24 protein-coding genes are annotated in these 23677 nt (G+C 52.9%); 5 read left to right on the forward strand and 19 right to left on the reverse strand.

Annotated features, from left to right (window positions below):
* Positions 1-16: 16 nt before the first annotated feature.
* From BST81_RS16370 to BST81_RS16400, 7 genes are all read right to left on the reverse strand, one after another.
* The gene (locus BST81_RS16370) at positions 17-430 is read right to left on the reverse strand and encodes a DUF732 domain-containing protein (protein ID WP_075599571.1); all 414 of its coding nucleotides are present in this window, start codon (positions 428-430) and stop codon (positions 17-19) included.
* Between the two features lie 105 nt (positions 431-535).
* Positions 536-1525 carry a tRNA epoxyqueuosine(34) reductase QueG gene (gene queG, locus BST81_RS16375; RefSeq protein WP_075599572.1) on the reverse strand — a complete coding sequence of 330 codons (990 nt, stop codon included), beginning with the start codon at positions 1523-1525 and terminating at the stop codon, positions 536-538.
* A 447-nt stretch (positions 1526-1972) separates the two neighbouring features.
* Positions 1973-2518, reverse strand: a complete 546-nt coding sequence (locus BST81_RS16380) for an HD domain-containing protein (protein WP_075599573.1) — start codon at positions 2516-2518, stop codon at positions 1973-1975.
* On the reverse strand, positions 2519-3994 hold the full coding sequence (locus tag BST81_RS16385; protein WP_075599574.1) for an ATP-binding cassette domain-containing protein: 1476 nt from the start codon (positions 3992-3994) through the stop codon (positions 2519-2521).
* 117 nt (positions 3995-4111) lie between these two features.
* The gene (locus tag BST81_RS16390) at positions 4112-5203 is read right to left on the reverse strand and encodes a pentapeptide repeat-containing protein (RefSeq protein ID WP_253188332.1); all 1092 of its coding nucleotides are present in this window, start codon (positions 5201-5203) and stop codon (positions 4112-4114) included.
* 492 nt (positions 5204-5695) lie between these two features.
* Positions 5696-6034 (reverse strand): P-II family nitrogen regulator, encoded by a 339-nt coding sequence (locus tag BST81_RS16395; RefSeq protein WP_075599576.1) that lies wholly within the window; start codon positions 6032-6034, stop codon positions 5696-5698.
* Positions 6035-6269: 235 nt separating this feature from the next.
* On the reverse strand, positions 6270-6836 hold the full coding sequence (locus tag BST81_RS16400; protein ID WP_171974778.1) for a hypothetical protein: 567 nt from the start codon (positions 6834-6836) through the stop codon (positions 6270-6272).
* Positions 6837-7167: 331 nt separating this feature from the next.
* On the opposite strand from BST81_RS16400, the gene queF reads away from it, so the two are divergent.
* Positions 7168-7575: a preQ(1) synthase gene (gene queF / locus BST81_RS16405; protein WP_075599578.1), complete on the forward strand. Its 408-nt coding sequence runs from the start codon at positions 7168-7170 to the stop codon at positions 7573-7575.
* Between the two features lie 40 nt (positions 7576-7615).
* Here queF and BST81_RS16410 read toward each other — a convergent pair whose 3' ends face one another.
* From BST81_RS16410 to ruvB, 4 genes are all read right to left on the reverse strand, one after another.
* On the reverse strand, positions 7616-8206 hold the full coding sequence (locus tag BST81_RS16410; protein ID WP_075599579.1) for a hypothetical protein: 591 nt from the start codon (positions 8204-8206) through the stop codon (positions 7616-7618).
* Between the two features lie 98 nt (positions 8207-8304).
* Positions 8305-9768, reverse strand: coding sequence for a glycosyltransferase (locus BST81_RS16415; RefSeq protein ID WP_083636911.1), 1464 nt, complete (start codon positions 9766-9768; stop codon positions 8305-8307).
* 123 nt (positions 9769-9891) lie between these two features.
* Positions 9892-10707 carry a tetratricopeptide repeat protein gene (locus BST81_RS16420; RefSeq protein WP_075599580.1) on the reverse strand — a complete coding sequence of 272 codons (816 nt, stop codon included), beginning with the start codon at positions 10705-10707 and terminating at the stop codon, positions 9892-9894.
* Positions 10708-10736: 29 nt separating this feature from the next.
* A complete protein-coding gene (ruvB, locus tag BST81_RS16425; protein ID WP_075599581.1) occupies positions 10737-11867 on the reverse strand; it encodes a Holliday junction branch migration DNA helicase RuvB in 1131 nt (376 codons plus the stop codon).
* Between the two features lie 222 nt (positions 11868-12089).
* On the opposite strand from ruvB, the gene BST81_RS16430 reads away from it, so the two are divergent.
* Entirely contained in the window at positions 12090-12902 is an 813-nt protein-coding gene (locus tag BST81_RS16430) for a carbon-nitrogen hydrolase family protein (protein ID WP_075599582.1), read from the forward strand.
* Here BST81_RS16430 and BST81_RS16435 read toward each other — a convergent pair.
* Positions 12899-13447, reverse strand: a complete 549-nt coding sequence (locus BST81_RS16435; protein ID WP_075599583.1) for an NUDIX hydrolase — start codon at positions 13445-13447, stop codon at positions 12899-12901. The genes BST81_RS16430 and BST81_RS16435 overlap by 4 nt on opposite strands.
* Positions 13448-13664: 217 nt before the next feature.
* Between BST81_RS16435 and BST81_RS16445 the strand changes: the two genes are divergently transcribed.
* On the forward strand, positions 13665-14684 hold the full coding sequence (locus tag BST81_RS16445) for a hypothetical protein (protein WP_143780368.1): 1020 nt from the start codon (positions 13665-13667) through the stop codon (positions 14682-14684).
* A gap of 25 nt (positions 14685-14709) precedes the next feature.
* Here BST81_RS16445 and BST81_RS16450 read toward each other — a convergent pair whose 3' ends face one another.
* The 4 genes from BST81_RS16450 to BST81_RS16470 all read right to left on the reverse strand — a co-directional run bounded on the left by BST81_RS16450 (position 14710) and on the right by BST81_RS16470 (position 19237).
* Positions 14710-15075 carry a hypothetical protein gene (locus BST81_RS16450; RefSeq protein ID WP_075599586.1) on the reverse strand — a complete coding sequence of 122 codons (366 nt, stop codon included), beginning with the start codon at positions 15073-15075 and terminating at the stop codon, positions 14710-14712.
* A 191-nt stretch (positions 15076-15266) separates the two neighbouring features.
* Positions 15267-15791: a calcium-binding protein gene (locus BST81_RS16460; protein WP_075599588.1), complete on the reverse strand. Its 525-nt coding sequence runs from the start codon at positions 15789-15791 to the stop codon at positions 15267-15269.
* Between the two features lie 147 nt (positions 15792-15938).
* The gene (locus BST81_RS16465; protein WP_083636904.1) at positions 15939-17708 is read right to left on the reverse strand and encodes a GspE/PulE family protein; all 1770 of its coding nucleotides are present in this window, start codon (positions 17706-17708) and stop codon (positions 15939-15941) included.
* 293 nt (positions 17709-18001) lie between these two features.
* Positions 18002-19237, reverse strand: coding sequence for an HhoA/HhoB/HtrA family serine endopeptidase (locus BST81_RS16470; protein WP_075599589.1), 1236 nt, complete (start codon positions 19235-19237; stop codon positions 18002-18004).
* A gap of 183 nt (positions 19238-19420) precedes the next feature.
* On the opposite strand from BST81_RS16470, the gene BST81_RS16475 reads away from it, so the two are divergent.
* A complete protein-coding gene (locus tag BST81_RS16475; protein ID WP_083636905.1) occupies positions 19421-19876 on the forward strand; it encodes a metal-sensitive transcriptional regulator in 456 nt (151 codons plus the stop codon).
* Between the two features lie 48 nt (positions 19877-19924).
* On the opposite strand, the gene BST81_RS16480 is transcribed toward BST81_RS16475, so the two are convergent.
* On the reverse strand, positions 19925-20581 hold the full coding sequence (locus BST81_RS16480; RefSeq protein WP_075599590.1) for an SDR family oxidoreductase: 657 nt from the start codon (positions 20579-20581) through the stop codon (positions 19925-19927).
* A 227-nt stretch (positions 20582-20808) separates the two neighbouring features.
* Between BST81_RS16480 and BST81_RS16485 the strand changes: the two genes are divergently transcribed.
* Positions 20809-21510 (forward strand): DUF1997 domain-containing protein, encoded by a 702-nt coding sequence (locus BST81_RS16485; RefSeq protein ID WP_075599591.1) that lies wholly within the window; start codon positions 20809-20811, stop codon positions 21508-21510.
* 86 nt (positions 21511-21596) lie between these two features.
* On the opposite strand, the gene BST81_RS16490 is transcribed toward BST81_RS16485, so the two are convergent.
* Both BST81_RS16490 and hisS read right to left on the reverse strand, forming a co-directional pair.
* Positions 21597-22367 carry an EI24 domain-containing protein gene (locus BST81_RS16490; protein ID WP_075599592.1) on the reverse strand — a complete coding sequence of 257 codons (771 nt, stop codon included), beginning with the start codon at positions 22365-22367 and terminating at the stop codon, positions 21597-21599.
* Entirely contained in the window at positions 22354-23661 is a 1308-nt protein-coding gene (hisS, locus tag BST81_RS16495) for a histidine--tRNA ligase (protein WP_075599593.1), read from the reverse strand. Before hisS ends, BST81_RS16490 begins: the two co-directional genes overlap by 14 nt.
* Positions 23662-23677: the final 16 nt, after the last annotated feature.

Below are 23677 nucleotides of genomic sequence, written 5' to 3' on the forward strand. Positions count from 1 at the left end.
GGGAAACTGGATGTAACTACTTGGTTTTGAAGAGATTCGTGAGTTTGGGTTTATGTTGACTGCAATATTCTGGAACACCAGCCTGGGTCGTAATAATCAGGTAACCCAAAATTGACTTCGTCTTTTGCTGACTGGTGCCCGAAAGCTTCGGAGCTGGAATGTCAAAGAAGTTTTCTGTCACCACGCCATTAACCAGGTCTTTCACCGTTTCGACTTCAGGATCCTCTAAAATACTGCAAATCCCTTTAGCCATTTTGATATTGTTGTCGTCTCCAACCTGGGTGACAATACTCTTAATGCCAGCATCTCGACTTCCCAGCTTGGCCAGACTGGCCAGAAAGGTTTCATCTGAAGCAAAGGCAACCATTGGGGTAGCCGCGATCGCCATCACCACTGCGGTCGCGCCCAGCAAAAAATTCTTCCCGCTCATGAACGTCCTCATTAACTATAAAGATTGTAAGGATAGACGAATTTCGTCCAGTTTAGTGCCTGCGAAGGGAGGCGCACAGAAATTTACGGAATTAACATCAAATCCTTAAGGGGATTCTTTCTGGGGCATGGCAGCCAGCGCAGTGCGGGCATTTCGCCGCAACATCCCTCGTTTGATGCGTCGCAACGCCGAAGCCGGAAACCGCCGATCGTACTCTGCCTGACTGATCTCGGCTAGCTCTTTCAGATCCGGGGCCACATTCCAGGGATAGGGCTGAAATTCGCTGACATCCGTGGGCTGGGCAAATCGTTGATTCCAGGGGCACACATCCTGGCAGATGTCACAACCAGCAACCCAACCGTCCAACGCTTGGGCAATTGCTGCAGGTATCTCCTCTGAGCGGTTTTCGATTGTGTGATAGGCAATGCACCGATTAGCATCCACAACGGCAGGACTGACGATCGCCCCAGTGGGACAGGCGGTGATACAGCGGGTGCAGGTGCCGCAATGGGCATGGTGGGGGCGATCGGGATCCAGGTCCAGGTTGGTCAGCACTTCTCCCAGAAACACCCAGGAGCCAAACTCCCGCGTGATCAGGTTGGCGTTTTTGGCGATCCAGCCAATCCCGGCCTGCTCTGCCCAGACCTTATCCTGAATCGGTCCCGTATCCGCGTAGTAACGGGCCTGAATCCCACTGTTCTGAGCCTGCAGCCAGGTTGCCAGCACCTTCAGTTTTTTGTGCAGAACCCGGTGATAGTCCCGTCCCCAGGCATAGCGGGAGATTTTAGCTGGGGCTGGACGATCGGGAGAGGCAGCCGGACGATCAGAGGCCGTGTAATAGTTCAGAGCCACGCAGACGATCGAGCGAACCTCTGGCATCACCTGGCGGATATCCTGACGTTTCGGATGCGCCATCCAGGCCATGTCTGCCTGATATCCCTCGGCCAGCCAGCCCGCCAGGGCTGCTCCGGGATGGGTGGCCTGATCGGCCCGATCGAGCCTGACAATTCCAACCTTATGGAATCCCAAACTTAAGGCGTATTGCTTGACCTGACTACTATCTGGCCATTGATCAGAATTCTCAATCCTTGCCATAGGGAATATTAATTACATAATATTGCTTTTTGTAAAGAAGTGTTGCAATATCAATCTTAGGAGTTTTGCACTTCAAGCCGACCTGTAAAAGAGGTCCAGTGGGAAACCGTTTCCATAGGAGCTTTCAAGGTGGCAGTCAAAATTCGTTAAGTTTCTCGATACCAGAGATCCCTAGACAAGCAGGCTGACCGCCTGCTTTTTTTGATAGTTGCTGTGGTCGGTCAACGTTATGTTCGGGGGACAACCCCCCACCCCGGCTTCAATTCTTACTTAGGAACGGGAATTAAATAACCTGGATTTCTTCAGCCCTCACCCCCAACCCCCAACCCCTGCCCCTCTCCCAAATTTGGGAGAGGGGGCAGGGGGGGGAGGGCAATCAGGAGTTTGACACTTTATTTAATTCTCGTTCCTTAACAGACTAATCGGGATCTGGGGCGGGTTAGGGCCTCAATCAGGATGGGTCAACCGCTGTCTTCCCTGGGCCAAAATTCGGAAGAAGCAAGCCCGCAGGTCAGCATTCACCGATGGACAATTGTTGATCACAGCTTCGGCCCAGTTCAGATACTCCTGCCGTCGCTCCAGGCTCCAATCCACCGGGGGTGAATGGGTGATATCTCTGACATTATTAATTTTATCGCCCAGTTTAATCATGGTTGCTCCTGGACTCAACTCCCGAGCATGTTCGATCTGTCGCTGCTTCCGTTCTAGTTTGGGAAGCTGCTTATCATCCGTGACTTCTTCTACCAAAGAACGAACTCTGGCACCAAAGATCTTTTCCAGTTCCTCTGGCGTGGTGCCCGTATCTTCGATCGTATCGTGCAGGATAGCTGCAGCCAGCACTTCCGGGTCATTCACGCCACCCACTTCAGCCAGGACCAAAGCAACCGCAATGGGATGGTTAATGTAAGGAGAGGCATTTTCATCCTTCCGCCGCTGATCTCGGTGTTTCCGAGCAGCAAAATCCATGGCCTGTAAGAGAAAAAGCTGACTCATCTAAAACTTCCCGCCAATCATCTGGCCTAGTTGATCAACCGTCAGATCGACCACCGGGATCGCCGCTGAGACCTTGCTACCACTGAAGACCATTACCCGATCGCTGTATTGCATGATCTCATCTAAATCTGACGACATGAAGAGAATAGTCGTGCCCGTTTCACAGCGGATCATCAGTTGTTGCCAGACCCACTGGGCCGACTCAATGTCCAATCCTCGGGTGGGGTGTTCCATCAAGAGTAGATTCAGGGGGGTAGGCAGGAGGGCCAGTTGGGTCCGCTGCTGGTTGCCACCAGATAGTTGATCCACCTTAGAGTGGGGTCTGCCACGAATACTGAAAGTGGCAATTGTCTGCTGGGCGGTCTGCAGAATCTTGCCCCAGTCTATCAGCATCCGCTGTTCCGGTGACCGCAGCGCCACATGCTCCTGGATCGAAAGCCCGCCGATTAACCCCTCCTTGAGCCGATCGGCAGGCAGATAACCAATCCCAGCTTCCAAATAGCTCCGATAGGGTTGGTGGGCCATGGCAATGCCGTCTACCCACAGAGTTCCGGTGCAAGCTGTCAAGAGTCCAGCACAAAGGCGCAGGAGCAACTGCTGGCCACTCCCTTCCAAACCCGCCAGTCCCAAAACTTCGCCCTGATGTACGGTCAAATGGTCGATCGTCAGCCGCAGGCGATCGCTGGATAATGTCACCTGCTTTAGCTCCAGCGCCACCTCTGGTCTGCAAGTTTTAGGCTTGAGGGGTAGGGCCAACTCCCGCCCAAACATCAAATCCACCAGTTGGTTGGTAAAGGTAGGGGCCGGTGGATGGGGAACTTCCAGATGGCCTGCCACCTGGCCCTGACGCAACACAGTCACCCGATCACACAGCACCTCTACATCTTCCAGTTTGTGAGAAACGATGATGACCGACTTGCCCTGCTGAGCCAACCGCCTCATGGCCTCAAACAAGGCAGTTTTCTGAGAGGCCGAGATCCCGGTCGTTGGCTCATCCAGAATCAGGGTATTGACTCCCAGGGAAAGCAACCGCAGAATCTCCAACTGCTGCCGTTCTCCCACCGTTAGGTCACTCACCCGGGCCTGGGGATCGAGACTGAAGTTAAATTGGACTCCCAGTTGCTGCAGTTCTCGACGCGCCTGTGATCGAGGGAGCAACAACCCTCCAGATTTTCCTACCATGAAATTGTCCAGCACAGACAGCGGCGGGAAATCAAGCGGATCTTGATGGAGCATGCCAATTCCTTTGTGGATAGCATCAGCGGGAGTTTTCAGCTCAACAGGCTGTCCATCCAGTAGAATCTGACCCCGATCGCAACTGATGAATCCACTCAGGATTTTAACCAGGGTACTTTTCCCGGCTCCATTTTCCCCCAATAAACCATGGATGCTGCCTGCTTCCACTGTCAGAGACACGTTTTCGTTGGCCTGAACTGAACCAAAACGCCTGGAAATTTGCAGCAGTTCAACTTTCATGAATTAGCGATAGTCGTCCCTTGTCATCTATAACTTGGATGGGGTCCAAACAAACTCCACTTTAAAGCAGAAACCTGTGCTGCTTAAGCATAGAAAAATACCAATGCCCCATGACCATCAAGCCAATTGCGCGATCGGGTCGGCAACGGTTCTGATCGGTAAATTGAAGGCGATTTGAGCAGCGGGTCGGGTTGAAGCTGATCGGGTCGTGGTGATTTCTGGCATAGGATTATCTGCCGGACAGTTTAAGGTGTCTCGGGTCGCTTTTTGGGTCCAGACCGAGTTGCCAGAGGCCAGCAGGCAAAGATATCGTCGGGTGAGGTCCGAGAGCTTCACGTTCGTGAATTCAGCCCCATCCACTTTAGCGCCTAAAAAGTGGGCCTGACTCAGGTCTGCCTCACTAAAATCAGCCTGGTTCAGGTTCGCCCAACTCAAATTGGCCTGGGCCATAGAGGCTCCGCTTAGATTTGCCCCATTCAGATGGGCTCCATTCAAACTGGTGCCGCGCAGAACTGCATCACTAAAATTTGCGGCTTCCAGGTGGGCTCCTTCCAGATTAGCGCCACTGAGTTTAGCGGTACTTAGGTTAACCCCATCCAACTGGCTCCCCTGCAGGTCTACCCCATTCAAAAAAGCCCCTTTCAGATTGACGTTGTGCAAAAAGGCTCCCTTCAGGCCTGCCCCGCTGAGTTTGGCAGCTTTGAGATTAGCCCAGTTGAGATTGGCCCCTTGTAAAGTCACTCCCCGCAAGTTAGCGCCACAGAGATTAGCACCACAGAGATTAGCGCGATGTAAATCAGAGTTACGGAGATTAGCATGACTCACGTTAGCCCCACTGAGCTTGGCTTTGGAGAAATTTGATTTAATCAAAAAAGCCCCACTCAAGTTTGCTTTAGTTAGATCTGCATCTGCGAGGTTGCCTTCACTGAGTTTGGTATAGCTGAGATCAGCCCAGTTCAAAAAGGCCCCACTAAAATTTGATTTTGTTAGAAAAGCCCGACTGAGACTGGCACCCATTAAGTTGGCACCCGAAAAATCTACTTCAATCAGCGTGACCCCATTCAGGTTTGCCCCCTGCAAGTCAATTCCGGAAAAATCTCTTTGGCCTGCCTCATAGAGCTTCAGTAACTCATTAACGTCCATTTTGATGATGTCTCCCATACCGCTACGGGTGAGCTTGTCGCTAAAGTGCCCCCCGACTTGGAACATTCAACCAAAGATTAATAAAAGGTATTAAAGGCGTCCAAATCTGCTGCAATAAAGGGTAAGGGGGTGAAGGGCTCAAGTATGTTTGAGATAAAGCTTGTAAAGGTTGCCCCACCCTGTTCTTTAATTTAAATAGAAAGAATTAAGGTTTTCTCTGCCTTCACCATAGAACAGGAATTACCCGTTCTGTCGGCAACTTAAAATTGATTCACTAAACGATGAGAAAGATTGCATTCTGACTCCTCTGGGGTGGTTTTATAGCCTATGCTTTTTGGCTACGATCGAACATAAAGAACCTGGTAGACGAGCTACCAGGTTCAGAAAATCGCCTGATATTAATACCGCTGCTTTTATACCGATTAGGCCTCGCATAGTATACAAATCTGCATAACTAGGCGATGACCAACTCAGCTTTTGGAAGTGGGGCAGCCGTTGCCCCCCAGGTGCGAAGTGCTATGGATCGCAGTTCGACAATGATCGATGGCAATGCCCCATCTAGATCGCTTCCAAATTCTTTTCACCCGTCCGAATCCGCACAATCTGATCAACAGGTGTGATAAAAATCTTGCCATCACCGATTTCCCCTGTCCGGGCTGCAGTGATGATCTTCTCCACAACCATGTCAACCTGATCGTCCTCGACCACAATTTCAACCTTAAGTTTCTGCAGAAACTCTACCGTGTACTCGGAGCCACGGTAACGTTCTGTTTGACCTTTCTGCCGACCAAAGCCCCGCACTTCGGAAACTGTCATACCAACGACACCAGCGTTTACCAAAGCAATTTTGACTTCATCGAGCTTAAATGGCCGAATAATGGCTTCAACCTTCTTCAATCTTCCCGCTCCTTTTATTTTTGCTAAGTATTAACTCGCATGTCACTTTGTATCACCGCCAGGAATCGGCTTTTTGTATCATATTGCACAATTTCTTCTTTGAATTAGGGAGGGTGGGACCTGATCGGTCTATTCTTTGGAAAAAGGAGAATCTCAGCAAGATTGCTAAAGCCCTAGCTATGACACTGGATCTTGATCCCCAATGGGTTTAGCCTGCTAGCCCATGGGCGGAGGATTAGCGACTAGGCAGGAAAGGGCGAACAATTAAAAAGCCTGCACCAAAAGCAGAGACAACGATCAGGAGAATCACGATCGCCAACCACCAGCCATTAAAGTCTGGCCCTTGTTCTCCCTTAGGACCGCGATTGTATTGCCCCTCTTCCTGGCCAGTAAAGAGCTCTTCTGACAGGAGAGTGGGGTCAGGACTATCAGGCTTTGAAGGCTGATTTTTAGACCCTGAGCGTGAATTGGCTGCAGGATGAGCCGATTCCGTTTCTGGATGATGCCGGGTATTTCCATGGCGAACCCCTGGACGACCTCCCCTGGACCCACTGGGTGGAGGCAATTCATCGGGGACTTCAGGAGGGGTATAGTCTGCTTCCGTTGTTGCACCCCGGTTGCTCGGCTGGAAAGAATCCGCAACCTGCCGTAGCCTCAAAGAAACCTGCACCACCCGCTCAATTTCTACACGGAGTTGCTGGTTCTGCCGGGTCAATTGCTGATTCTGATTGTGCAAAGAGTCCAACATGGTCCGGGCTGCCTGCAATTCTGCACTAACTTCCCGATAAAGAGAAATTGGCACAGATGCAGAATAACTGGGAGCTGGAGCTTGAGATCCTGAATTGGCACTATTCTTGGGTGCCGACTTGCCGCCTGCTTTATGATTTGACATGTGCTTTTGACATGTGTCGTTGCTGTTTTGGTTTACAAATGAGAGAATTTCAGATGCCCCATTTGAATACCTGCAATTAGAGCAACTTAGGGGCAATTCGTCAAGAAACTCACGGTGGTTTTTTTAACAAGTCTTGCACCTTGAGTCAGGGGCATTTTTGCATTTGCTTAGGGTCAGACCAATTGCATCTCTAACCTGTTATAAATCAATCCTCACTGTCCTCCCAGGAGTTCCTACCGATATGACCCTTACAGAATCTGCAACATCCAATAGCAACAATGATGTCAAGTACGGGGAGCGACTGATCGAAGAAGGTGCATTAATTACCTTCCCCAATCCCCGTCCAGGACGGCGTTATGATATACACATTACCCTGCCAGAATTTACCTGTAAGTGCCCTTTCTCTGGCTATCCAGACTTTGCCACTATTTCATTGACCTATGTACCCGATCAGAAGGTGGTAGAGCTAAAAACCCTGAAGCTATACATCAACAGCTATCGAGATCGCTACATTTCCCATGAAGAATCGGTCAACCAGATTTTAGATGACCTGGTAGCCGCCTGCGATCCCCTGGAGATCAAAGTCAAGGGTGATTTCTCCCCACGAGGAAATGTCCACACCGTGATTGAGGTCGAGCACCGACAGTAATTGTCGAGGGAAGGTTTTTAACCTTCCCCTGCCCAGGGTATTAACCGCGATTGCGCTCCAGCAGCAACATCATTAGCAAGCTGAGAACCGCCTGTTTTTCCTCATCCTCACTCATCTGATTGACCTGGATAATCGTAAAGATTCTGGATAGAAAAGCCGGAACCTTTTCCAGTCGCATCACCACAGTGCCATCGGTGCGCGCAACCAGGTACTTAGGGTTGAATACATATCCCGTAAACATCCCCAGAATAGGGATTTCGGCAAATAGAGCGTCTGCCACCTTGACCCAGGGGTTTTCCTCGCGAATGGTTATGGCGGGAGTCTCTGTATGGGCTGGGGAAATGTCGTAATGGGCAGTCCAGAGCGATCGCATCCCCCGGCGCTTCACAGACCCCAGCTCATTGCCATTTTGATCCTTGAAATGATAGCGGGCAGAAAAATCAATGATCCGATCGGCCTTGATAGAGTAGAGGGGGATTTGCCGCTGCTCATCCGCGAAAAGGGTAATATCCTCTTTGAGTTTGAATAACTTTTGCCTCACATAGAAAACTGGCTTGCCACTTGCATCCACGACAGAAATCTGGGGTGCAAAGGAAAACAGCTTAAACGTCAGTTTTAAGGGGTAGTCCATAGCTGCTCTCAAACTTCAAGACGTACTCCAAGACAATAGCACCTGCAGTTTACCCTGATGTAAAAGGTTACAGACCAAAGCCCTCATCTGCTGGCTTTTTAGAGAAACTTCAGCTTCTGGCAGGCATAGAGACACATTCGCAGTAACACCAATCCTTCCCGGAAATGGGCAATGTTGGATTGACCGTAACTGCGAGGTTGGTATCGCACTGGCACTTCCACAATGTGCAGATTCAGTTTGGCCGCACCAAACAGAAGGTCAAAGTCTCCAAAGGGATCAAAGTCTCCAAAGTAGGATCGGCCCTGAACAATGCGATCGTAATCTTCTCGCCAGAGCACCTTGGTACCGCACAGAGTATCTTTCAGCCGCTGGCCTAACAGGAAAGAAAAGGCAGAGGCAAAGAACTTATTCGCCATGGTATTCAGCCAGGGCATGGCCTCCAGAGAACGCGGATAGACTAATCGGGAGCCATTAATAAACTCTCCCCGCCCCGTTGCAATCACGTCCAGAAAGTACGCCATCTCCTCGGGAGAAACGGTCAAATCCGCATCCAGGATAAACAGGATATCTCCCGTAGCTTCAGCAAAGCCCAGCCGAACCGCATCGGCCTTCCCCTTTCCTTTTTGCTGCAAGGCTTTGATCGTGAAAGAACCGTCATAACTGGCGATCGCCCGTTGAATTTCGCTCCAGGTGTCATCCTGAGAATGCCCCTCGACAAAAATAACTTCGGTGTGGTGGCCCAAAGGCGGGAGGCGGGCGATCGCCCCCGCAATGTTGCCCGCCTCATTACGAGCCGGGATGATCACAGAGCAGGTATATGGACTGGCCTGGCCCGGAAGAGGCCCCCTGAAGGGTCGAGCTACCACGTAGTTGGTCAACCCCAGATGGTTGAGGCCAGGAAGCTGAACCAGGTATCGATTGCAAAATTCCGACAACAGAGGAATGGGCTTAGGCATGAGAAACCGACGCCCTGACTTGACCGGGGTATAGCCTGTAATGGCCAATAGGTTCAGGACATCGGCCATAGACAGCCAATTTTGGGGTGGTTGGGGCCGCCGTTGCCCGACTTTCTCTGCCACATGTAGAAGGGGTTCCCAGAGAAAATTATGGAATGTCAGAATCAACCGGGTCCGAGGGGTACAAAGGACCTGGAGTTGTTGTAACACCAGTTGAATGTTGCTCAGGTAACCCAATGATCCGGACAGGAGAATGAAGTCAAACTTGCGGGTACAGGCTGGAAGAGCTTCTGGAGTCAGGGTCTCAGCATCCAGGCAGTGGAACTGCAACTGAGGATATTTTTCACTGGCAATATCAATAACGGTCTGGGAAAAATCAATCCCCACCCCTACAGCAGGCTCAACAGAAGCCAGTAAGTCTCCTGTGCCACACCCTATTTCCAGAACGCGACTTCCAGGGGGGATGAGAAATTGGTGCAATCGCTTCAGATCACCGTAGTAATAACGGTTGCGATGGTTCCACCAGTCTAAATCCGGCGCGATCTGGTCAAAGTACTTATGAATCTGATCTTTGAATGACTCTCGTTGCATCAGGGGCTTTAACATGGTCCATAGAATGCAGACCATCATCTGCCACTAGAACCTGTGGCGTCCAATAGTCTCCAGTCTGATTTCAGTTCCTTAATCTCAACTTAGTCTACAGGGAAGGGGCTGGTCTTGCATCTATCCCTATTTCAATTTGAGGAACTTGTCCAGAGACGCCACCATCGCAGGAGGCCAGCGACGAACTTCCGCGACCCACCGGATATCCTTGTAGCGCTGGTCCAGGCCAACCACCGACACCCACTGACTTTCTGCCTCTCCCACCTGCCCCTGAGTCCACAGAACTGCCGTCAAAGCCGCTCGCATATCCGCAAATTTGGGATACTTGCGCACCAGGTTACGGATGAGGCGGAGGGACTCTTCCAATTGCCCATCCTGATACAGGGCCAGGGCATAGTTGGCCTGGGCAAAAGCAAAGTCAGGGGCCAGAGCAATGGCTTGCTGAAAGTCTGCGATCGCCTGCTGCCATTGGCCCAGACCAGCCTCCGCGTTCCCCCGGTTGTTAAATGCCGCCGCATCCTGAGGATCCAGTTGCAAGACCTGGTTGTAGTCGGCGATCGCCGCTTCCCAGCGCCCCAACCCTTCCAAAGCTGTGCCCCGGTTCAGATAGGGGTCGGGGGCATTGGGAGCCAGTTTAATCGCCTGGTCAAAGTCTGCGATCGCGGCCTCCAGCTTGTGTTGACTCACCCTGGAATTTCCCCGGTTACTCCAGGCTGCGGCATTCTCTGGGAACCGATCGATGACTTGAGTCCAGAGCTGTTCTGCGGTGGCGAAATCGGCGTGATTCGTGGCGATAAAAGCCTGCTCAAACAGGGTATCTACCTGCTGCATCAAGGCACTGGGTTCTGACACAGTCTCTGCCAGAACCGGGGATAGGGTACCCAGCCACAGACTTCCCATCAACAACACATTGCATAACAGTGACAGAATATGCCGGATCATGGCTTCGTCCAAATTTGTGAATACCGGATTCAAGGTGTCCCATCGGGTGGAACATAACCCAAATGCCGCCAGGCTGCTGGGGTGGCGATTCGCCCTCGAGGGGTGCGGTTCAGATAACCAATCTGCAACAGGTAGGGTTCGTACACTTCCTCGATCGTCTGTGCATCTTCCCCAGTTGCAGCCGCCATCGTTTCCAATCCTACCGGCCCCCCATTAAAATTCTCAATCATGACACTGAGGAGCCGCCGATCGGTCCAATCCAGGCCACAGGGATCGACATTGAACAGTTCCAGAGCTTCGGCAGCGATGGCCTCGGAAATCTGGCCAGATGCCTTGACCTCCACAAAGTCACGCACGCGCTTCAGCAGCCGGTTAGCGATCCGGGGCGTGCCTCGGGAACGGCGGGCAATTTCCAGGGCACCTTCATCAGTAATGGCTGTATTCAGGATGCGAGCCGTGCGCAAAATAATGGCGCTCAACTCATCCAGTTCGTAGAATCGCAGGCGCTGAATGGACCCAAAACGATCGCGCAGAGGCGAGGTAAGAGCCCCGACTCGGGTTGTTGCGCCGACCAGGGTAAAGGGGGGGAGTTTCAGGGACCGGGTGCGGGCACTGTGGCCTTTGCCCACTGTAATATCCACACGATAATCTTCCATGGCTGGATACAGGATTTCTTCTGTAACCCTGGGCAGACGGTGGATCTCATCGATAAACAGGATGTCCCCAGCCTGCAGGTTCATCAGGAGCCCGACGATATCCCGGGGGCGTTCCAGGGCTGGGGCTGTGGTGACCCGGCAATTGACCCCCATCTCCGTGGCCAAAATCAGTGACATGGTGGTTTTGCCCAGACCTGGAGGGCCGTACAATAACAGATGATCCAGGGATTCTTTACGGGCCTGAGCAGCCTGGATGGTAATTTTGAGGACTTCCTTCAGGTCTTTCTGGCCAATGTAGTCAGTCAGCCGCTGAGGCCTGATCTTTTCCTCCTGCTTGCTCAGCTCCTCTTCTCTGGCTCTGGGTTCCAGGAGAGTGGCCCGTTCTGCTGGGGCCTGGTGGGGAGCCTCCCGATCGGGGGCAGGGGATAGCTCCAGAGGGAGAGAATTTTCCTCAGGTTGGCGGCCTGGTGCAGGGGAGTGTTTTTTGGAAGAGACGATCGCCATATTTGAGTATTATCTTACTTAAGGACCTGAAGGCTATCTGATCGATAGCTGGCAAGTCTTGCTGCAAAACCATTACGAATCATTTATTTATTGTAGCTCCCAGCATAGTTCAGATGTTCTGAAAAGCAAAGGGAGATTTCTGCAAAACTTGCACTCCGTGCTTTTAAAGCAAGAAAATTTATCGGTAACGCTCACCCCTGTATCGTAAATCGTCAACTTTCTATGAAGTCCTATCTGGCTGCTGCAATTCAAATGAATAGTGTACCTGACCTGCAGAAGAATCTGGCGCAGGCAGAGGAGCTTATCGATCTGGCGGTTCGGCGAGGTGCTGAACTGGTGGCCCTGCCAGAGAACTTCTCCTTCCTGGGCGATGAAGAAGTCAAGTTGCAGCAAGCAAAGGCGATCGCCCATGAGAGTGGTAAGTTTCTCCGGACGATGGCCCAGCGATTTCAGATCACCATCCTGGGGGGAGGGTTTCCGGTTCCTGTGGAGCACAATAAAGTCTTCAATACGGCTTTATTGCTGGGGCCAAATGGAGAAGAACTGGCCCGCTACGAAAAAGTTCACCTGTTTGATGTCAACCTGCCCGATGGCAATACCTATCGGGAATCCAGCACCGTTCTGGCAGGGCTGCGAATGCCCCCAGTCTATCCTTCCAAAGAACTGGGTAATCTGGGGTTATCGGTCTGTTACGATGTCCGGTTTCCAGAGCTGTACCGCCATCTTTCCCAGATGGGAGCAGATGTGCTGTTTGTCCCAGCGGCTTTTACGGCCTATACCGGCAAAGATCACTGGCAGGTTCTATTACAGGCCCGGGCGATCGAGAACACCTGTTACGTCATCGCCCCGGCCCAAACAGGTAAACATAACAGCATGCGTCAATCCCACGGTCATGCCATGATTATTGACCCCTGGGGAGTCGTATTGGCTGATGCTGGAGATATGCCGGGGATTGCGATCGCGGCGATCGACTTCACCCGTCTGGATCAGGTTCGGCGTCAAATGCCCAGTCTGCAACATCGCGTGTTTATCTAAGCAGTAAGTCCTGGATGCCGCTGCCACCATTCCAGCAGAACCGCACGACATTGTAGGCAGGTCAGGTGTTGTAGTAAGTCCTGGATTCCGCCCTCAGTGATCAGGACGGTAGTCCCAATGGATTCAGGGGATAACCGCACATCTGGGTGGATTTCGGCGACAAAGCCAAACAGTTTCTGATTGGAAAAGGAGCTGTTGATCGGCCAGCCCTCTACATTAAGGGTCTGGAGATCCTCAATCATCTGGGGGGGCAGACCCAATTCCCGCTGCAGAATCCCCGGAATGGCCTCTGCTGCTGTTTGGCCTGTGGGCACGCGACCACCAGGAAAATCAAGGGTGCAGTGACCCACCCCAGGACGGTAGGCAGGCGGGGGGAGTAGCAGACGATCGGCCTGGATGGGTAGAATGATGACGGAATCCGCCCGCTCCACCCGCCAGTATTCCAGTTGTTCACCCGTCTCTGTCAGCAGGTGTTCTCCAATCAGGGTCATCCAGCGAGACCGTAATTCCAGAAACCGATCGTGGATTTGCCAATCTGGGGTCATCGTTTGCAGGGATAGGGAATGGGCAATGGAGAACAGCAGCAGAGGGTGATCAAGCCTGCCTGGGAAGCCCTACCATACTGCACCCTCTCTCTGATTGATGCATGGCTGCGGTACTTCTACCAAGGCAATGCTTTGGGCTTCTCCCTCCTCACCAGCATATCCCTTGCTCTGCCACCTAAACTGGCCCAATCCTTGAACAGAAATAATCCAATGAGCCATGAGCCATGACCCCATGGAACAGTTTCCCATCATTCTGATTCCAGCAGCCCTCAGAGAAGTTCAAGTAGATGTGACACTATTCCCCATTCCACCGGGACTGAGAGCCCCGCAGCCGCCCCGTCCCCCTAGGCCCCCCGGGCGCAGGCCACGCCGCTGGAACCAGATGCGGGTCATCCAAGCTAGTTTAACCATTCTCAGCCTGGGGTTTCTGGCCACGGCCCTGCTGATGATCCTGTATCCCCCCACCAGCCCAACCCTGCTAATCTTCGTACCCATTCCGGCTGTGGTGCTGGGCTTTAGCCTGATGTTGCTCCAACTCCAGTCCTTTCCCCGACGATTACATCGGTACAGGCGGCGGCAACGGCACTATCAGCAACAGCGGCAGCTTTACGATCGGGCTTTACTGGTCTTTGCGGAACAGAAACATCAGTACCAGCTCACGCTGGATAGCATCAAATCTGCCGCACCTCAGTATCCTCACAGGCAGGCCCTGTTGCTGCAGGTGCTGCGCCAAACCGTACTTCCCGACAGGACCAAGAGTGCCGCGCTGCGAGGACGCAGTGAGGGAGAATTTGGCGAATATCTGCGGCGCTACTTTCCAGACAAAATCTACACTGGGCTGGCGTTGACAATCCCTGGGTACTCCCACCCTTATACCCCTGATTTTGCCTATGTCGATCGCACGATTAGCCTTTGTCTGGATATTGAAATTGATGAGCCTTACCGCCATGGGGAAGCGGACCCCCTCCACTACCGGGGGTCTGAGAAAGACAGACAGCGTAATGCCTTTTTCCTGAATCGCGGCTGGATTGTGATTCGGTTTAGTGAAGAGCAGGCCATGCGGCAGGCCAACAGTTGTTGCAAAACTATTGCCGCAACGATCGCCCAAATCCTGACAGACCCTTCCTATCTACTTCCCTTTTCTGAAGTGCCGGACCTGCAACCAGTCAGGTGTTGGACCGCAGAGGAAGGGAAACAAATGGCTCGCCAGAATTATCGCGCCCAGTACGGATGCTAGCGGAGACAGTCAGATGGCTCCTGATTCAGTGGGGATCTTGGTACAGAAAAACTTCGTCAATTCGCATCTCGTAAGGAGCCCCTAACCCAGCCGGAGGACAGATGCGAATGCGAGCGCTGTCAGAGAATGCCTCCAAGCCTGCTGCGATAGCAGTAATGTTATTCAGGATCTGCCAATTTAATCCATGATCGGGGCAGGCAATGACCAGTGTTAGGGATTGAGCACTGGTCGTTACATACCACTCACAGCGGGTCAGCAAGCCCTGGATAACACCATCGCAGGTTTCATAAAATCGTTTGCCGATGGATTCTTCCAATTGACGACGTAACAGTCTGTCCTCTGTCGAGGAATGGGAGGGCTGATCATCGGCGGGTAGCGAGGAATGGCTCATCGCACCAAACTCCTGAGTTATGGACCTAAGTTTATTAAATACCGAACGCCCTATTTCGGAACACATCTTTATGGGTTCCTAACAATTAGTGCTGGGGGCAATGACTGGCAAAATTGCCAGAAGCCCAATCCCCCATGGTTACAGGTTCGTCGAATTGCCAGCCAGGAGACGGGTCCATTTTGTGGCTGGGGCTACAGCCAGTGACTGATGGGAAAGCGGCCATCCTCGGTTTCGATGTACTCCACACCTCGCATTTTGGCGATGACGGTTCCCCGATAAGATACGTGATAGCGCTGATGGGCTCCAAGCTGGACCTGAACTTCATGGGAGAAAATCTGCTTCAGAATCAGAATATCTGTTCCAGCCGGGTCTTCAATCACATCAACCCCATCCCCTGGAGCATAGATATAGATATCATCCCCCGGACCCCCATCCAGATGATCATCCCCGGGGCCTCCGATCAGAACATCGTCGCCGTCGCCGCCAAAGAGTCGATCGTGGCCCGGCCCTCCATCTAGGAGATCGTGGCCTGCTTCCCCGTACAGGGAGTCATCACCCTCATGGCCCAGCAACTGATCATTGCCCAGACCACCGTGAAGAATGTCATCTCCTTTTTTACCAACCAGGATATCGTTGCCTGCGTAACCAAGCATCACATCACCCTCATCCGTACCTTCCAGACGATCACCTTGAGGTGTTCCGTGAATTCCTGCCATGGGGTTGCTCCGACATCACGTCAATTGTTTGAAGGGCATTATTTCTAACACCTCTAGTCCATTATGGTTGCTCAGAGGGATGGCATGCAACGCCTTGACGAGAGCAAGTAGGGTGGGCACTGTCTGCTAGGGCGGCCAAATTAGGCTTTAGCATTCCTGCTGGTTGGTCTCAATTAAGCGCAGATGGCTTGGTACGGGCACAGCCACAGCATGGGGAACCTGAACTGGTCGGCGGTAGAGCGCACTATGGGGAAGAACTCGCAGCACTTCGGAGATGGTCGTGGCTCCAGCGGTCACTTTTTCGATCGCAGCCAGTCGGAAAGAAGGATAGCTGATCTCATTCAGATAGCGGTGTAACTGGGTAATCGTCCCTTCGTAGATCAACTGGCGCACCGTATCATCCACATCCAGCAGTTCAATAATGGCTTCCCGGCCCAGAAAACCAGAGTTAAAGCAGCGGGCACAGCCCCGACCTTTTCGCCAGTTCTCAGGCTTGGCCTGATCCCGATCCAGACCCAGCACCTTCAGATCGCTATCGGTAGGGTTGTAGGGTTCGCTGCAGTGAGGACACACCCGACGGGCCAGACGCTGAGCCACAATTCCTAACAACGCATCACTGAGCAATCCTGGATCGGGACCAATATCCTTCAGGCGAGGAATGGCACTGATGGCATCGTTGGTGTGCAGGGTCGTCAACACCAGGTGACCTGTGAGGGCCGCACGGACAGCTGTCTCTGCCGTTTCATGATCCCGCACTTCCCCCACCATAATAATGTCTGGGTCCTGACGCAGAATTGCCCGGAGGCCAGCGGCAAAAGTCATGCCTGCCTGTTCGTGAACCTGGGTTTGTGTGATGCGAGGGAGCACGTATTCTACCGGGTCCTCGACCGTCACCACATTGACAAACTCTGTTGCTACACTCTGGAGGCTGGTATAAAGCGTGCTGGTTTTGCCAGAACCAGTGGGACCGGTGAAGATAATCATGCCCTGGGGTTGTTGCAGCCAGCGCTGATAGATTTCCAGAGTTCTGGAGGTAAAGCCCAATTCTTCGATCGTGGAAAAGGGATTTTCCCTCGGCAGCAGGCGAATCACCGCTTTTTCGCCCCCCATACAGGGTAGGGTGCTAACCCGCATATCCAGCCCAATATCTGTTTCGCCGGAGGTATACTTGTCTCCCAGGCGAGCGTCCTGGGGCCGCCGACTTTCGGCAATATCCATTTCTGACATCACCTTCAGGGCCACGATCGCCCGCCGACTGATTTCCAGAGGCAGGGTGGTGATATCTCGCAGAATGCCATCAATTCGGTAGCGAACCCGCAGCCCTTCGGTGGTGGGTTCCATGTGAATATCACTGGCCCGGTTCCGCAGGGCTCCGGCGATGATGGTCTTGATCCGGCTGATCTGGTCTACGGCCTTCGAGAGATAGAGTTCTGTCACCTCTCCAATATCCTCCTGCTCCAACTCACCCGTGAGGGGATTGATCAGGGGAGCGGCGTTCATCCTGCCTTCCGTAAAGTTGGTCTTGTGGTACCAGGAGCGATAGCTTTTATCAGAGATGGGAACGACCTTGATATTCGTGAAGGTGCGATCGCTAAGGCTGCGAATGGTGTCCAGGGAAAGGGTCTGGGGACTGCCCAGGTAAAAGCAGTTGCGCCACAGGAGCAGGGGAATGACCGGGGGCAGGCTGGCTCGATCGGGAAACTCACGCCAGAAGCGATAGCTGACCTCTGCATCTAGCAATGCCAGATTGACGATTCCCCGATCGCTAACCAGCAGCTTCAGCGCTTCCTCGCAGGTAATTTCAGCATTTTTCAAGCGTTGCCACACCGATGCAGAGAGGCCATCGGCAGGGAGGGCACCTTTGCGAGGTGGAATCAGTTGCTGCAGAGCAGATTGAATCGGATTGGAGTCTTGCATGGGGGTGATGACCTGGCGATAGCGGCAGAGGAACAGCCAGACGCTTTCAGCGTATCCGAAGCGAACCGGGGCTGTCCTCCCATTTTGGCTGTTTTCCCCTTAGTATGCCCCGATCACGTTATCAGAAGTTTATCGACCCGAAGTTACATTTTTGACTTCTAACTGCATAGAGAGTCGGAGGAGGTGAGGCGGGAACGCCTGATCTCCTCTAGTGCTGTCTTAACCTTCATCACAGCTTGACCAGAACTTTGTTGAATCTTTAAAGAGCGATTGATCGGGTGTATCCCGCGCCTTTAAGCTGCATCCTGCAATTCGCCAGTCTTAACCGTGATCTGTTGGACCCGATCGCTCCGTTGTACGGTTACCTGCAAGGTCTGACCGACCCGAGTGGATTCCACCAGGGTCTGTAGCTGATCAGCTTTGAGGATGCTCTTACCGTCCACCTGAGTGATCACATCCCCTCGACGCAGCCCAGCACTGGCCGCAGGAGTATTGGGCAGTACTTTCACCACCAGAACCCCCTCAATTTCAGGCACCAGGAAGGCCGAATTTGGATCGATGTTATTTTCATGGGCCAGTTCTGGAGTCAGGGTCACCATCTGCACCCCCAGGTAAGGATGGGCCACCCGTTCACCCCGAACTAGCCGATCCTGAATGGCTTTAGCCTGATTAATGGGAATGGCAAATCCAATTCCCATGGCATCTGCCCGAATTGCAGTATTAATCCCAATCACTTCTCCCTGGGCATTCAACAGTGGTCCCCCAGAGTTACCAGGATTGATGGCTGCATCAGTTTGGATGAAGTCCAGCCGTTTGTCGGGAATACCCACCTGGGCACTAGACCGGTGCAGCGTGCTAATAATACCCAGCGTAACGGTGTTGTCCAGCCCAACTGGATTGCCGACTGCGATCGCCCAATCTCCGACCTGGACCTGATCGGAATCTCCCAGGGTCGCAACCGGTAGATCGTGACTGACCCCTTCCAACTTCACCACTGCCAGATCGGTGACTTCGTCTGCGCCCCGCACTTTTCCCTTGAAGATGCGGCCATCCTTCAAGGTTACGGTCACTTTATCGGCACCATTGACTACATGGGCGTTGGTTAACACAATGCCACTGCGATCGATGATGAAACCCGAACCTTGGCCCCGGAGCCGCTCTTCTCTGGGCATGCGAGAGAAACGATCGTCTCCGAAGAATTGCCGGAAGAAAGGATCCTCAAACAGGGGATCAACGTTACGCCGGGTAATCGTTCGCTCTGTATCAATTCGGACGACCGCTGCTCCTACCTGGTTCACCGCAGCCGTAACAAAACTGGTTGGCCCCATACTAGGAGTCAGCGGGCGGGCGATCGGAATACCCTCCGGGGCCACTGCAACTGACTCCGAACTTTTATCCAGAGGGGCTTCAACACCTGCCTGGACGGGGAAAGCCAGGAGGAAGGAGGCTGTCAGTACCACCCCCAACAGCAAAGAGAACAGATGCGTGGCCATCCGACGCAAGAGGGAGAGGAAGTCTAACCGTTGCATAGCTCTAATCCCAACAGCAAGTATTCGAAGAGACAGATATTATCGCTATGATGCCACTCCTTTCAGAAGATTGGGGTCAGAAAATTGGGACGGTAGACCCTACTTGACAACCGCCGCCTTAATCACAAATTCAGTGAGGATGAGGTACAATTCTGGTACCGTTTTGGGCTCTCTTTTGAATTCATGACCATCTCCAAGCCGGTCAGTGATTTGACTTCAGATGCATCCAATCTCGAAAAGATTGCCGCCGCTTCAGACCACTCCCACCCTCATGACCCTCACAATCATGAGGATCACGAGCCTGCATCTGCGTCCTCTCATCACACCCATGTTCACAACGAAGATTCTCAACGCCGGATCGTCAATCGCCTCTCTCGGGTTGAAGGGCATATCCGGGGAATTAAGGCTATGGTGCAGCGGAGCGAAAACTGCCCTGATGTCCTGATCCAGATTGCTGCTGTTCGGGGAGCGCTGGATCGCATTGCCCGGATGATCCTGGACGAACACCTGACGCAATGTATTGTACGGGCAGCTGCCGAGGGCAATATCGAGGAGGAACTGGAGGAACTGAAAACTGCCCTCGATCGGTTCTTGCCTAGGGACAAACCCCCCGGCAAAAAATTGGACCAACCCAAGTAGGATTGGCTCCTTTTCTCTCACTGGGGCCTAGTTAACCCCTTGCTGGAATTACACCCCAGCAAACAATGCGGCCAGGGATTTCTGGGGAGCCTCAGCCGTGGCGACAATCTCCACGATGCGATTCCGGGCTGTCGGCTGTACCAGGGCTTCTACACAGACCTGAGCAACCTTGGTGCGGGAAATGCTCCCTTCCGATAGAGAATCTGCTGCACCCATCAGGATGGGCCAATCATTATCCTCATTCTTGAGACCACCAGGACGGACGATCGTAAAGGTCAGATCACTTTTCTTTAGATACTCTTCGGCCTGCTTCTTCCAGATCAGAATCAGCCAGAACAGGTTGAGGGGATGGAAAATCTGCGAGACGCACAGCGACGTGACCAGGACAAACTGTTTGATCCCTCTGGCCTTAGACACATCAATTAAGTTTTTGGTCCCTTCAAAGTCCACTTTGTAAGGTCCGGTGGGATCAAGGCTGGGTCTGGCTCCAATCGCGCAAAGAACCACATTACAATCCCCCAGAGCTGCATTCAGGCTCTCTAAATGCAGAACGTCTCCCTGGACTAACTCTGCTTCCGCTGGGAGCAGTAGTCTAGCCTGCTCTAAATTCCTGACCAGGGCTCGTACCGGGATCTGGCGTTGTACCAGCTCTGCCACAATTCGCCGTCCTGTTTCACCGGTTGCCCCCGCTACAAATGCTTTCATAATGACTTCTTGACGATAGGAAAGGTATCTTTACCTGTTGTAGATCATGTCTACCGCCCCCACACCAATAACGGGAAGATTTTTCTGTCTCTCCGCGAGATCCCCCATCTTTCGTGAGAAAACTTACGCAACTTCGGTGATCTTAGGCATATTGGGCAGAGGGAGTAACCGTTATTCTAAGTAGTCAGGTGGGAAATCAGAATCAGTAACCAACGGGGACAGGAAGTATGCAATCCAGTGTACAATCGCAGATCGAGTCTCATCAGATATCAGAAGCGCTCTTGAATGTTATGACAGGAGATGCGGATAATGACACTCTGATCCTTGCAGAAGCTGCCAGAGTGAGCGAGCCTGTTCGGTTTCAGAGCCAGTTTATTGATTCCATGGAGATGTCTGCGGATGCGGGTACAGTAGCCCAGTATCTGGATGAACATCAGAATTGGTTCCGCCGCTGTGCCCATCCAATGAAGGCTGAGCCGCTCGGGTGCTATGGATATGCACTGGTGATCGGGCGCTATGGTTCTTTTGGCTATGAAGTTGAGCCCAAAATTGGCCTGAATCTGCTGCCGCAGGAGCAAGGCGTCTACCGGATTGAGACGATTCCTATTCCTGGTTATACAGCTCCGGGCTACGACGTGGACTTCAAAGCCACTATGGAACTGGTGGAGGTCGCTTCAGCCGATGCCCAGGCAGGGACCCCGACAGTGACCCGCGTTGAATGGCAACTGGATCTCATGGTGACGATTCAATTTCCTCGATTTATCTACGCCCTGCCTCTGTCAGTCATCCAGAGTACGGGAGACCATCTCTTGCGTCAGGTAGTGCGCCAGGTTTCTCGCCGTCTGACCTACAAGGTGCTTCAGGATTTTCACAATAGTCATGGACTCCCCATGCCCAAAGGCCAGAAGCGGAAGTGGTTTACAGCATAAGCCTTTAAGCCCATCTGCCAGAATTGATCCCCAACCCATATAGACGCGGCAGCACCCATCTGGCGGGTTAGCGCGTCTATATGGGTTTATCCAGGAAGGTGAGGGCGGATACGATCGCAAAAAAACAAGGTCCCCCCAACGACGCAAAGGGGAATAGTGAACAGGTTCAGCAAGGGCAAACTGACCAGCCCCAGACAGACCAGACCAAACCCGGCGCTGGCTGGTAGGGCCTGTCGAATTAACCCCAATTTGGTCCGGAAGCTCAAACGGCGACGTTCCAGGGAGGCATCGAAAAAATCCAGGCAGACGATCGTGACCGACAGCCCCAGACTACCCAACGTCACTGCAAGGGGGCCAAGGATGGGCAGGAACCCAAGCGTTAGCAGCAATCCCCCAACTCCCAGGATGAGCAGGATTTTTTTGAGTTCAAACAGCAGGGCTCGTCCAAGGTCATAGGCGATCGAACCCAGGCCCTGGGCTTCCGCTGGAGGTAACTGGCCAGTACGATGGTGTTCAATCTTTTCGGCCAGTTTGCCGTACCAGGGTGCACCCAGAATCACCCCAAACTGGGTCAGGAGAAATCCAATTGCCAGGAACAGCCCTCCTGCCAGTAAAATCCGCAAGATCAGCCCTAGCCAGGTAGCCCAAGTGGGCAGCTTCAAGATCAGGGCATCGACTCCCTGTAGTGTCGGAATCAGGAGACCCGTGTAGAGTAGGATCCCTGCGACGATATTCACCAGAATGGGAATCACAATATAGCCCCAGAATTGGGGTGAACGGCTGATCAGGGCGATCGCCTGAAAGGGATAGACGGATCCCCAGAACAGCCCGGAAGGAAGTGGGTTAGACGCTGTCATGGGCGGTCACCTGCCGGACTACAGTAATCTCGGAACGGAGGATTTCTGGCATGGCCAGTAAATCAGCTTGAGACATGGGCTGCTGTTCGCCCGACTGCAACCATTTCACCTGTACAGTTTTGGCTTCCGCTTCTGCATCTCCCAGCACCAGACAGGCAACGGCTCCACTCCGATCGGCCCGTTTGAATTGCTTCCCAAACGGACTGCCACTCAGATCTAGATCTACCGAGAACCCGGCATGACGAAGTTTTTGGGCCAGAACCAGAGACTGGGCTTCTGCCTTCTCCCCCCGGCAGACCAGGTAAAAATCCGGTTGGGAGGTCGGCACAGGCTGGGCCTGCTGCAACAGCAAGATGAGCCGCTCCAGACCGATCGCCCAGCCCACCGCTGGCGTCTCTGGGCCACCCAGTTCTGATACCAGGCCATCGTAACGGCCTCCGCCGCAAACCGTCGCCTGCGCCCCCAGATGATCCGACTGAATCTCAAAGGCTGTGTGGGTGTAGTAATCCAACCCCCGAACCAGACAGGGATCCAGCTGATAGGCAATATCCAGATCAGTCAGGAGCTGTTGCACCTGCTCAAAGTGACGCTGCGACTCCGGTGACAGATGATCCAGGATACTGGGAGCGTTTTGAGCAATCTGCTGGGTGCGTGCATCTTTGCTGTCCAGAATTCGGAGCGGGTTGCGGGTGAGGCGGTTCTGGGAATCTGGGTCCAGATCAGCCTGAAAAGGGGTCAGATAGGCAACCAGAGCATCTCGATAGCGTTGCCGATCGACCCGATCGCCCACAGAGTTGAGCCGCATTTGCAGATCCCGCAGACCCAGGGATTGCAGGAGATCGGTTGCGATCGCAATCACCTCCGCATCGGCACGGGGGTTGGGACTGCCCAACAACTCCAGGCCCACCTGATGAAACTGGCGTTGCCGACCAGCCTGGGGTTTTTCGTAACGGAACATGGGTCCCTTGTACCAGAGTCGCTGCACCCCACCCTGGGCAAACAGACTGTTTTCAATGAAAGCCCGCACCACGCCTGCAGTTCCTTCCGGACGTAAGGTGAGGGAGCGAGGGGGTGTATCCCGATCGTGGAAGGTATACATTTCCTTGCCAACCACATCCGTTGCCTCACCAATCCCCCGTTCAAATAGGGAAGTGAGTTCAAAAACCGGGGTTCGAATCTCCCGGTAGGCTGCTTTGGTCAAAATATCGCGGGCGGTAGTCTCTACCCGCTGCCAATAGGAAACCTGGTCAGGGAGGATATCACGGGTGCCCCGTACTGCTTGAATTGTTGTCATGGGTCATCTGTCATGG

It is taken from the genome of Leptolyngbya sp. 'hensonii' (assembly GCF_001939115.1).
In the GTDB taxonomy this organism is placed as follows: Bacteria; Cyanobacteriota; Cyanobacteriia.

What these genes read in the sequence shown, in the direction of transcription:
- BST81_RS16390 (WP_253188332.1), bottom strand. Translation starts at nt 5,203, where the DNA reads ATGTTCCAAGTCGGGGGGCACTTTAGCGACAAGCTCACCCGTAGCGGT.
- BST81_RS16485 (WP_075599591.1), top strand. Translation starts at nt 20,809, where the DNA reads ATGCAATCCAGTGTACAATCGCAGATCGAGTCTCATCAGATATCAGAA.
- hisS (WP_075599593.1), bottom strand. Translation starts at nt 23,661, where the DNA reads ATGACAACAATTCAAGCAGTACGGGGCACCCGTGATATCCTCCCTGAC.
- BST81_RS16470 (WP_075599589.1), bottom strand. Translation starts at nt 19,237, where the DNA reads ATGCAACGGTTAGACTTCCTCTCCCTCTTGCGTCGGATGGCCACGCAT.
- queF (WP_075599578.1), top strand. Translation starts at nt 7,168, where the DNA reads ATGACCCTTACAGAATCTGCAACATCCAATAGCAACAATGATGTCAAG.
- BST81_RS16370 (WP_075599571.1), bottom strand. Translation starts at nt 430, where the DNA reads ATGAGCGGGAAGAATTTTTTGCTGGGCGCGACCGCAGTGGTGATGGCG.
- BST81_RS16475 (WP_083636905.1), top strand. Translation starts at nt 19,421, where the DNA reads ATGACCATCTCCAAGCCGGTCAGTGATTTGACTTCAGATGCATCCAAT.
- BST81_RS16410 (WP_075599579.1), bottom strand. Translation starts at nt 8,206, where the DNA reads ATGGACTACCCCTTAAAACTGACGTTTAAGCTGTTTTCCTTTGCACCC.
- BST81_RS16460 (WP_075599588.1), bottom strand. Translation starts at nt 15,791, where the DNA reads ATGGCAGGAATTCACGGAACACCTCAAGGTGATCGTCTGGAAGGTACG.
- BST81_RS16480 (WP_075599590.1), bottom strand. Translation starts at nt 20,581, where the DNA reads ATGAAAGCATTTGTAGCGGGGGCAACCGGTGAAACAGGACGGCGAATT.
- BST81_RS16385 (WP_075599574.1), bottom strand. Translation starts at nt 3,994, where the DNA reads ATGAAAGTTGAACTGCTGCAAATTTCCAGGCGTTTTGGTTCAGTTCAG.
- BST81_RS16465 (WP_083636904.1), bottom strand. Translation starts at nt 17,708, where the DNA reads ATGCAAGACTCCAATCCGATTCAATCTGCTCTGCAGCAACTGATTCCA.
- BST81_RS16450 (WP_075599586.1), bottom strand. Translation starts at nt 15,075, where the DNA reads ATGAGCCATTCCTCGCTACCCGCCGATGATCAGCCCTCCCATTCCTCG.
- BST81_RS16490 (WP_075599592.1), bottom strand. Translation starts at nt 22,367, where the DNA reads ATGACAGCGTCTAACCCACTTCCTTCCGGGCTGTTCTGGGGATCCGTC.
- BST81_RS16420 (WP_075599580.1), bottom strand. Translation starts at nt 10,707, where the DNA reads ATGATCCGGCATATTCTGTCACTGTTATGCAATGTGTTGTTGATGGGA.
- BST81_RS16445 (WP_143780368.1), top strand. Translation starts at nt 13,665, where the DNA reads ATGAGCCATGACCCCATGGAACAGTTTCCCATCATTCTGATTCCAGCA.
- BST81_RS16415 (WP_083636911.1), bottom strand. Translation starts at nt 9,768, where the DNA reads ATGTTAAAGCCCCTGATGCAACGAGAGTCATTCAAAGATCAGATTCAT.
- BST81_RS16380 (WP_075599573.1), bottom strand. Translation starts at nt 2,518, where the DNA reads ATGAGTCAGCTTTTTCTCTTACAGGCCATGGATTTTGCTGCTCGGAAA.
- ruvB (WP_075599581.1), bottom strand. Translation starts at nt 11,867, where the DNA reads ATGGCGATCGTCTCTTCCAAAAAACACTCCCCTGCACCAGGCCGCCAA.
- BST81_RS16435 (WP_075599583.1), bottom strand. Translation starts at nt 13,447, where the DNA reads ATGACCCCAGATTGGCAAATCCACGATCGGTTTCTGGAATTACGGTCT.
- BST81_RS16430 (WP_075599582.1), top strand. Translation starts at nt 12,090, where the DNA reads ATGAAGTCCTATCTGGCTGCTGCAATTCAAATGAATAGTGTACCTGAC.
- queG (WP_075599572.1), bottom strand. Translation starts at nt 1,525, where the DNA reads ATGGCAAGGATTGAGAATTCTGATCAATGGCCAGATAGTAGTCAGGTC.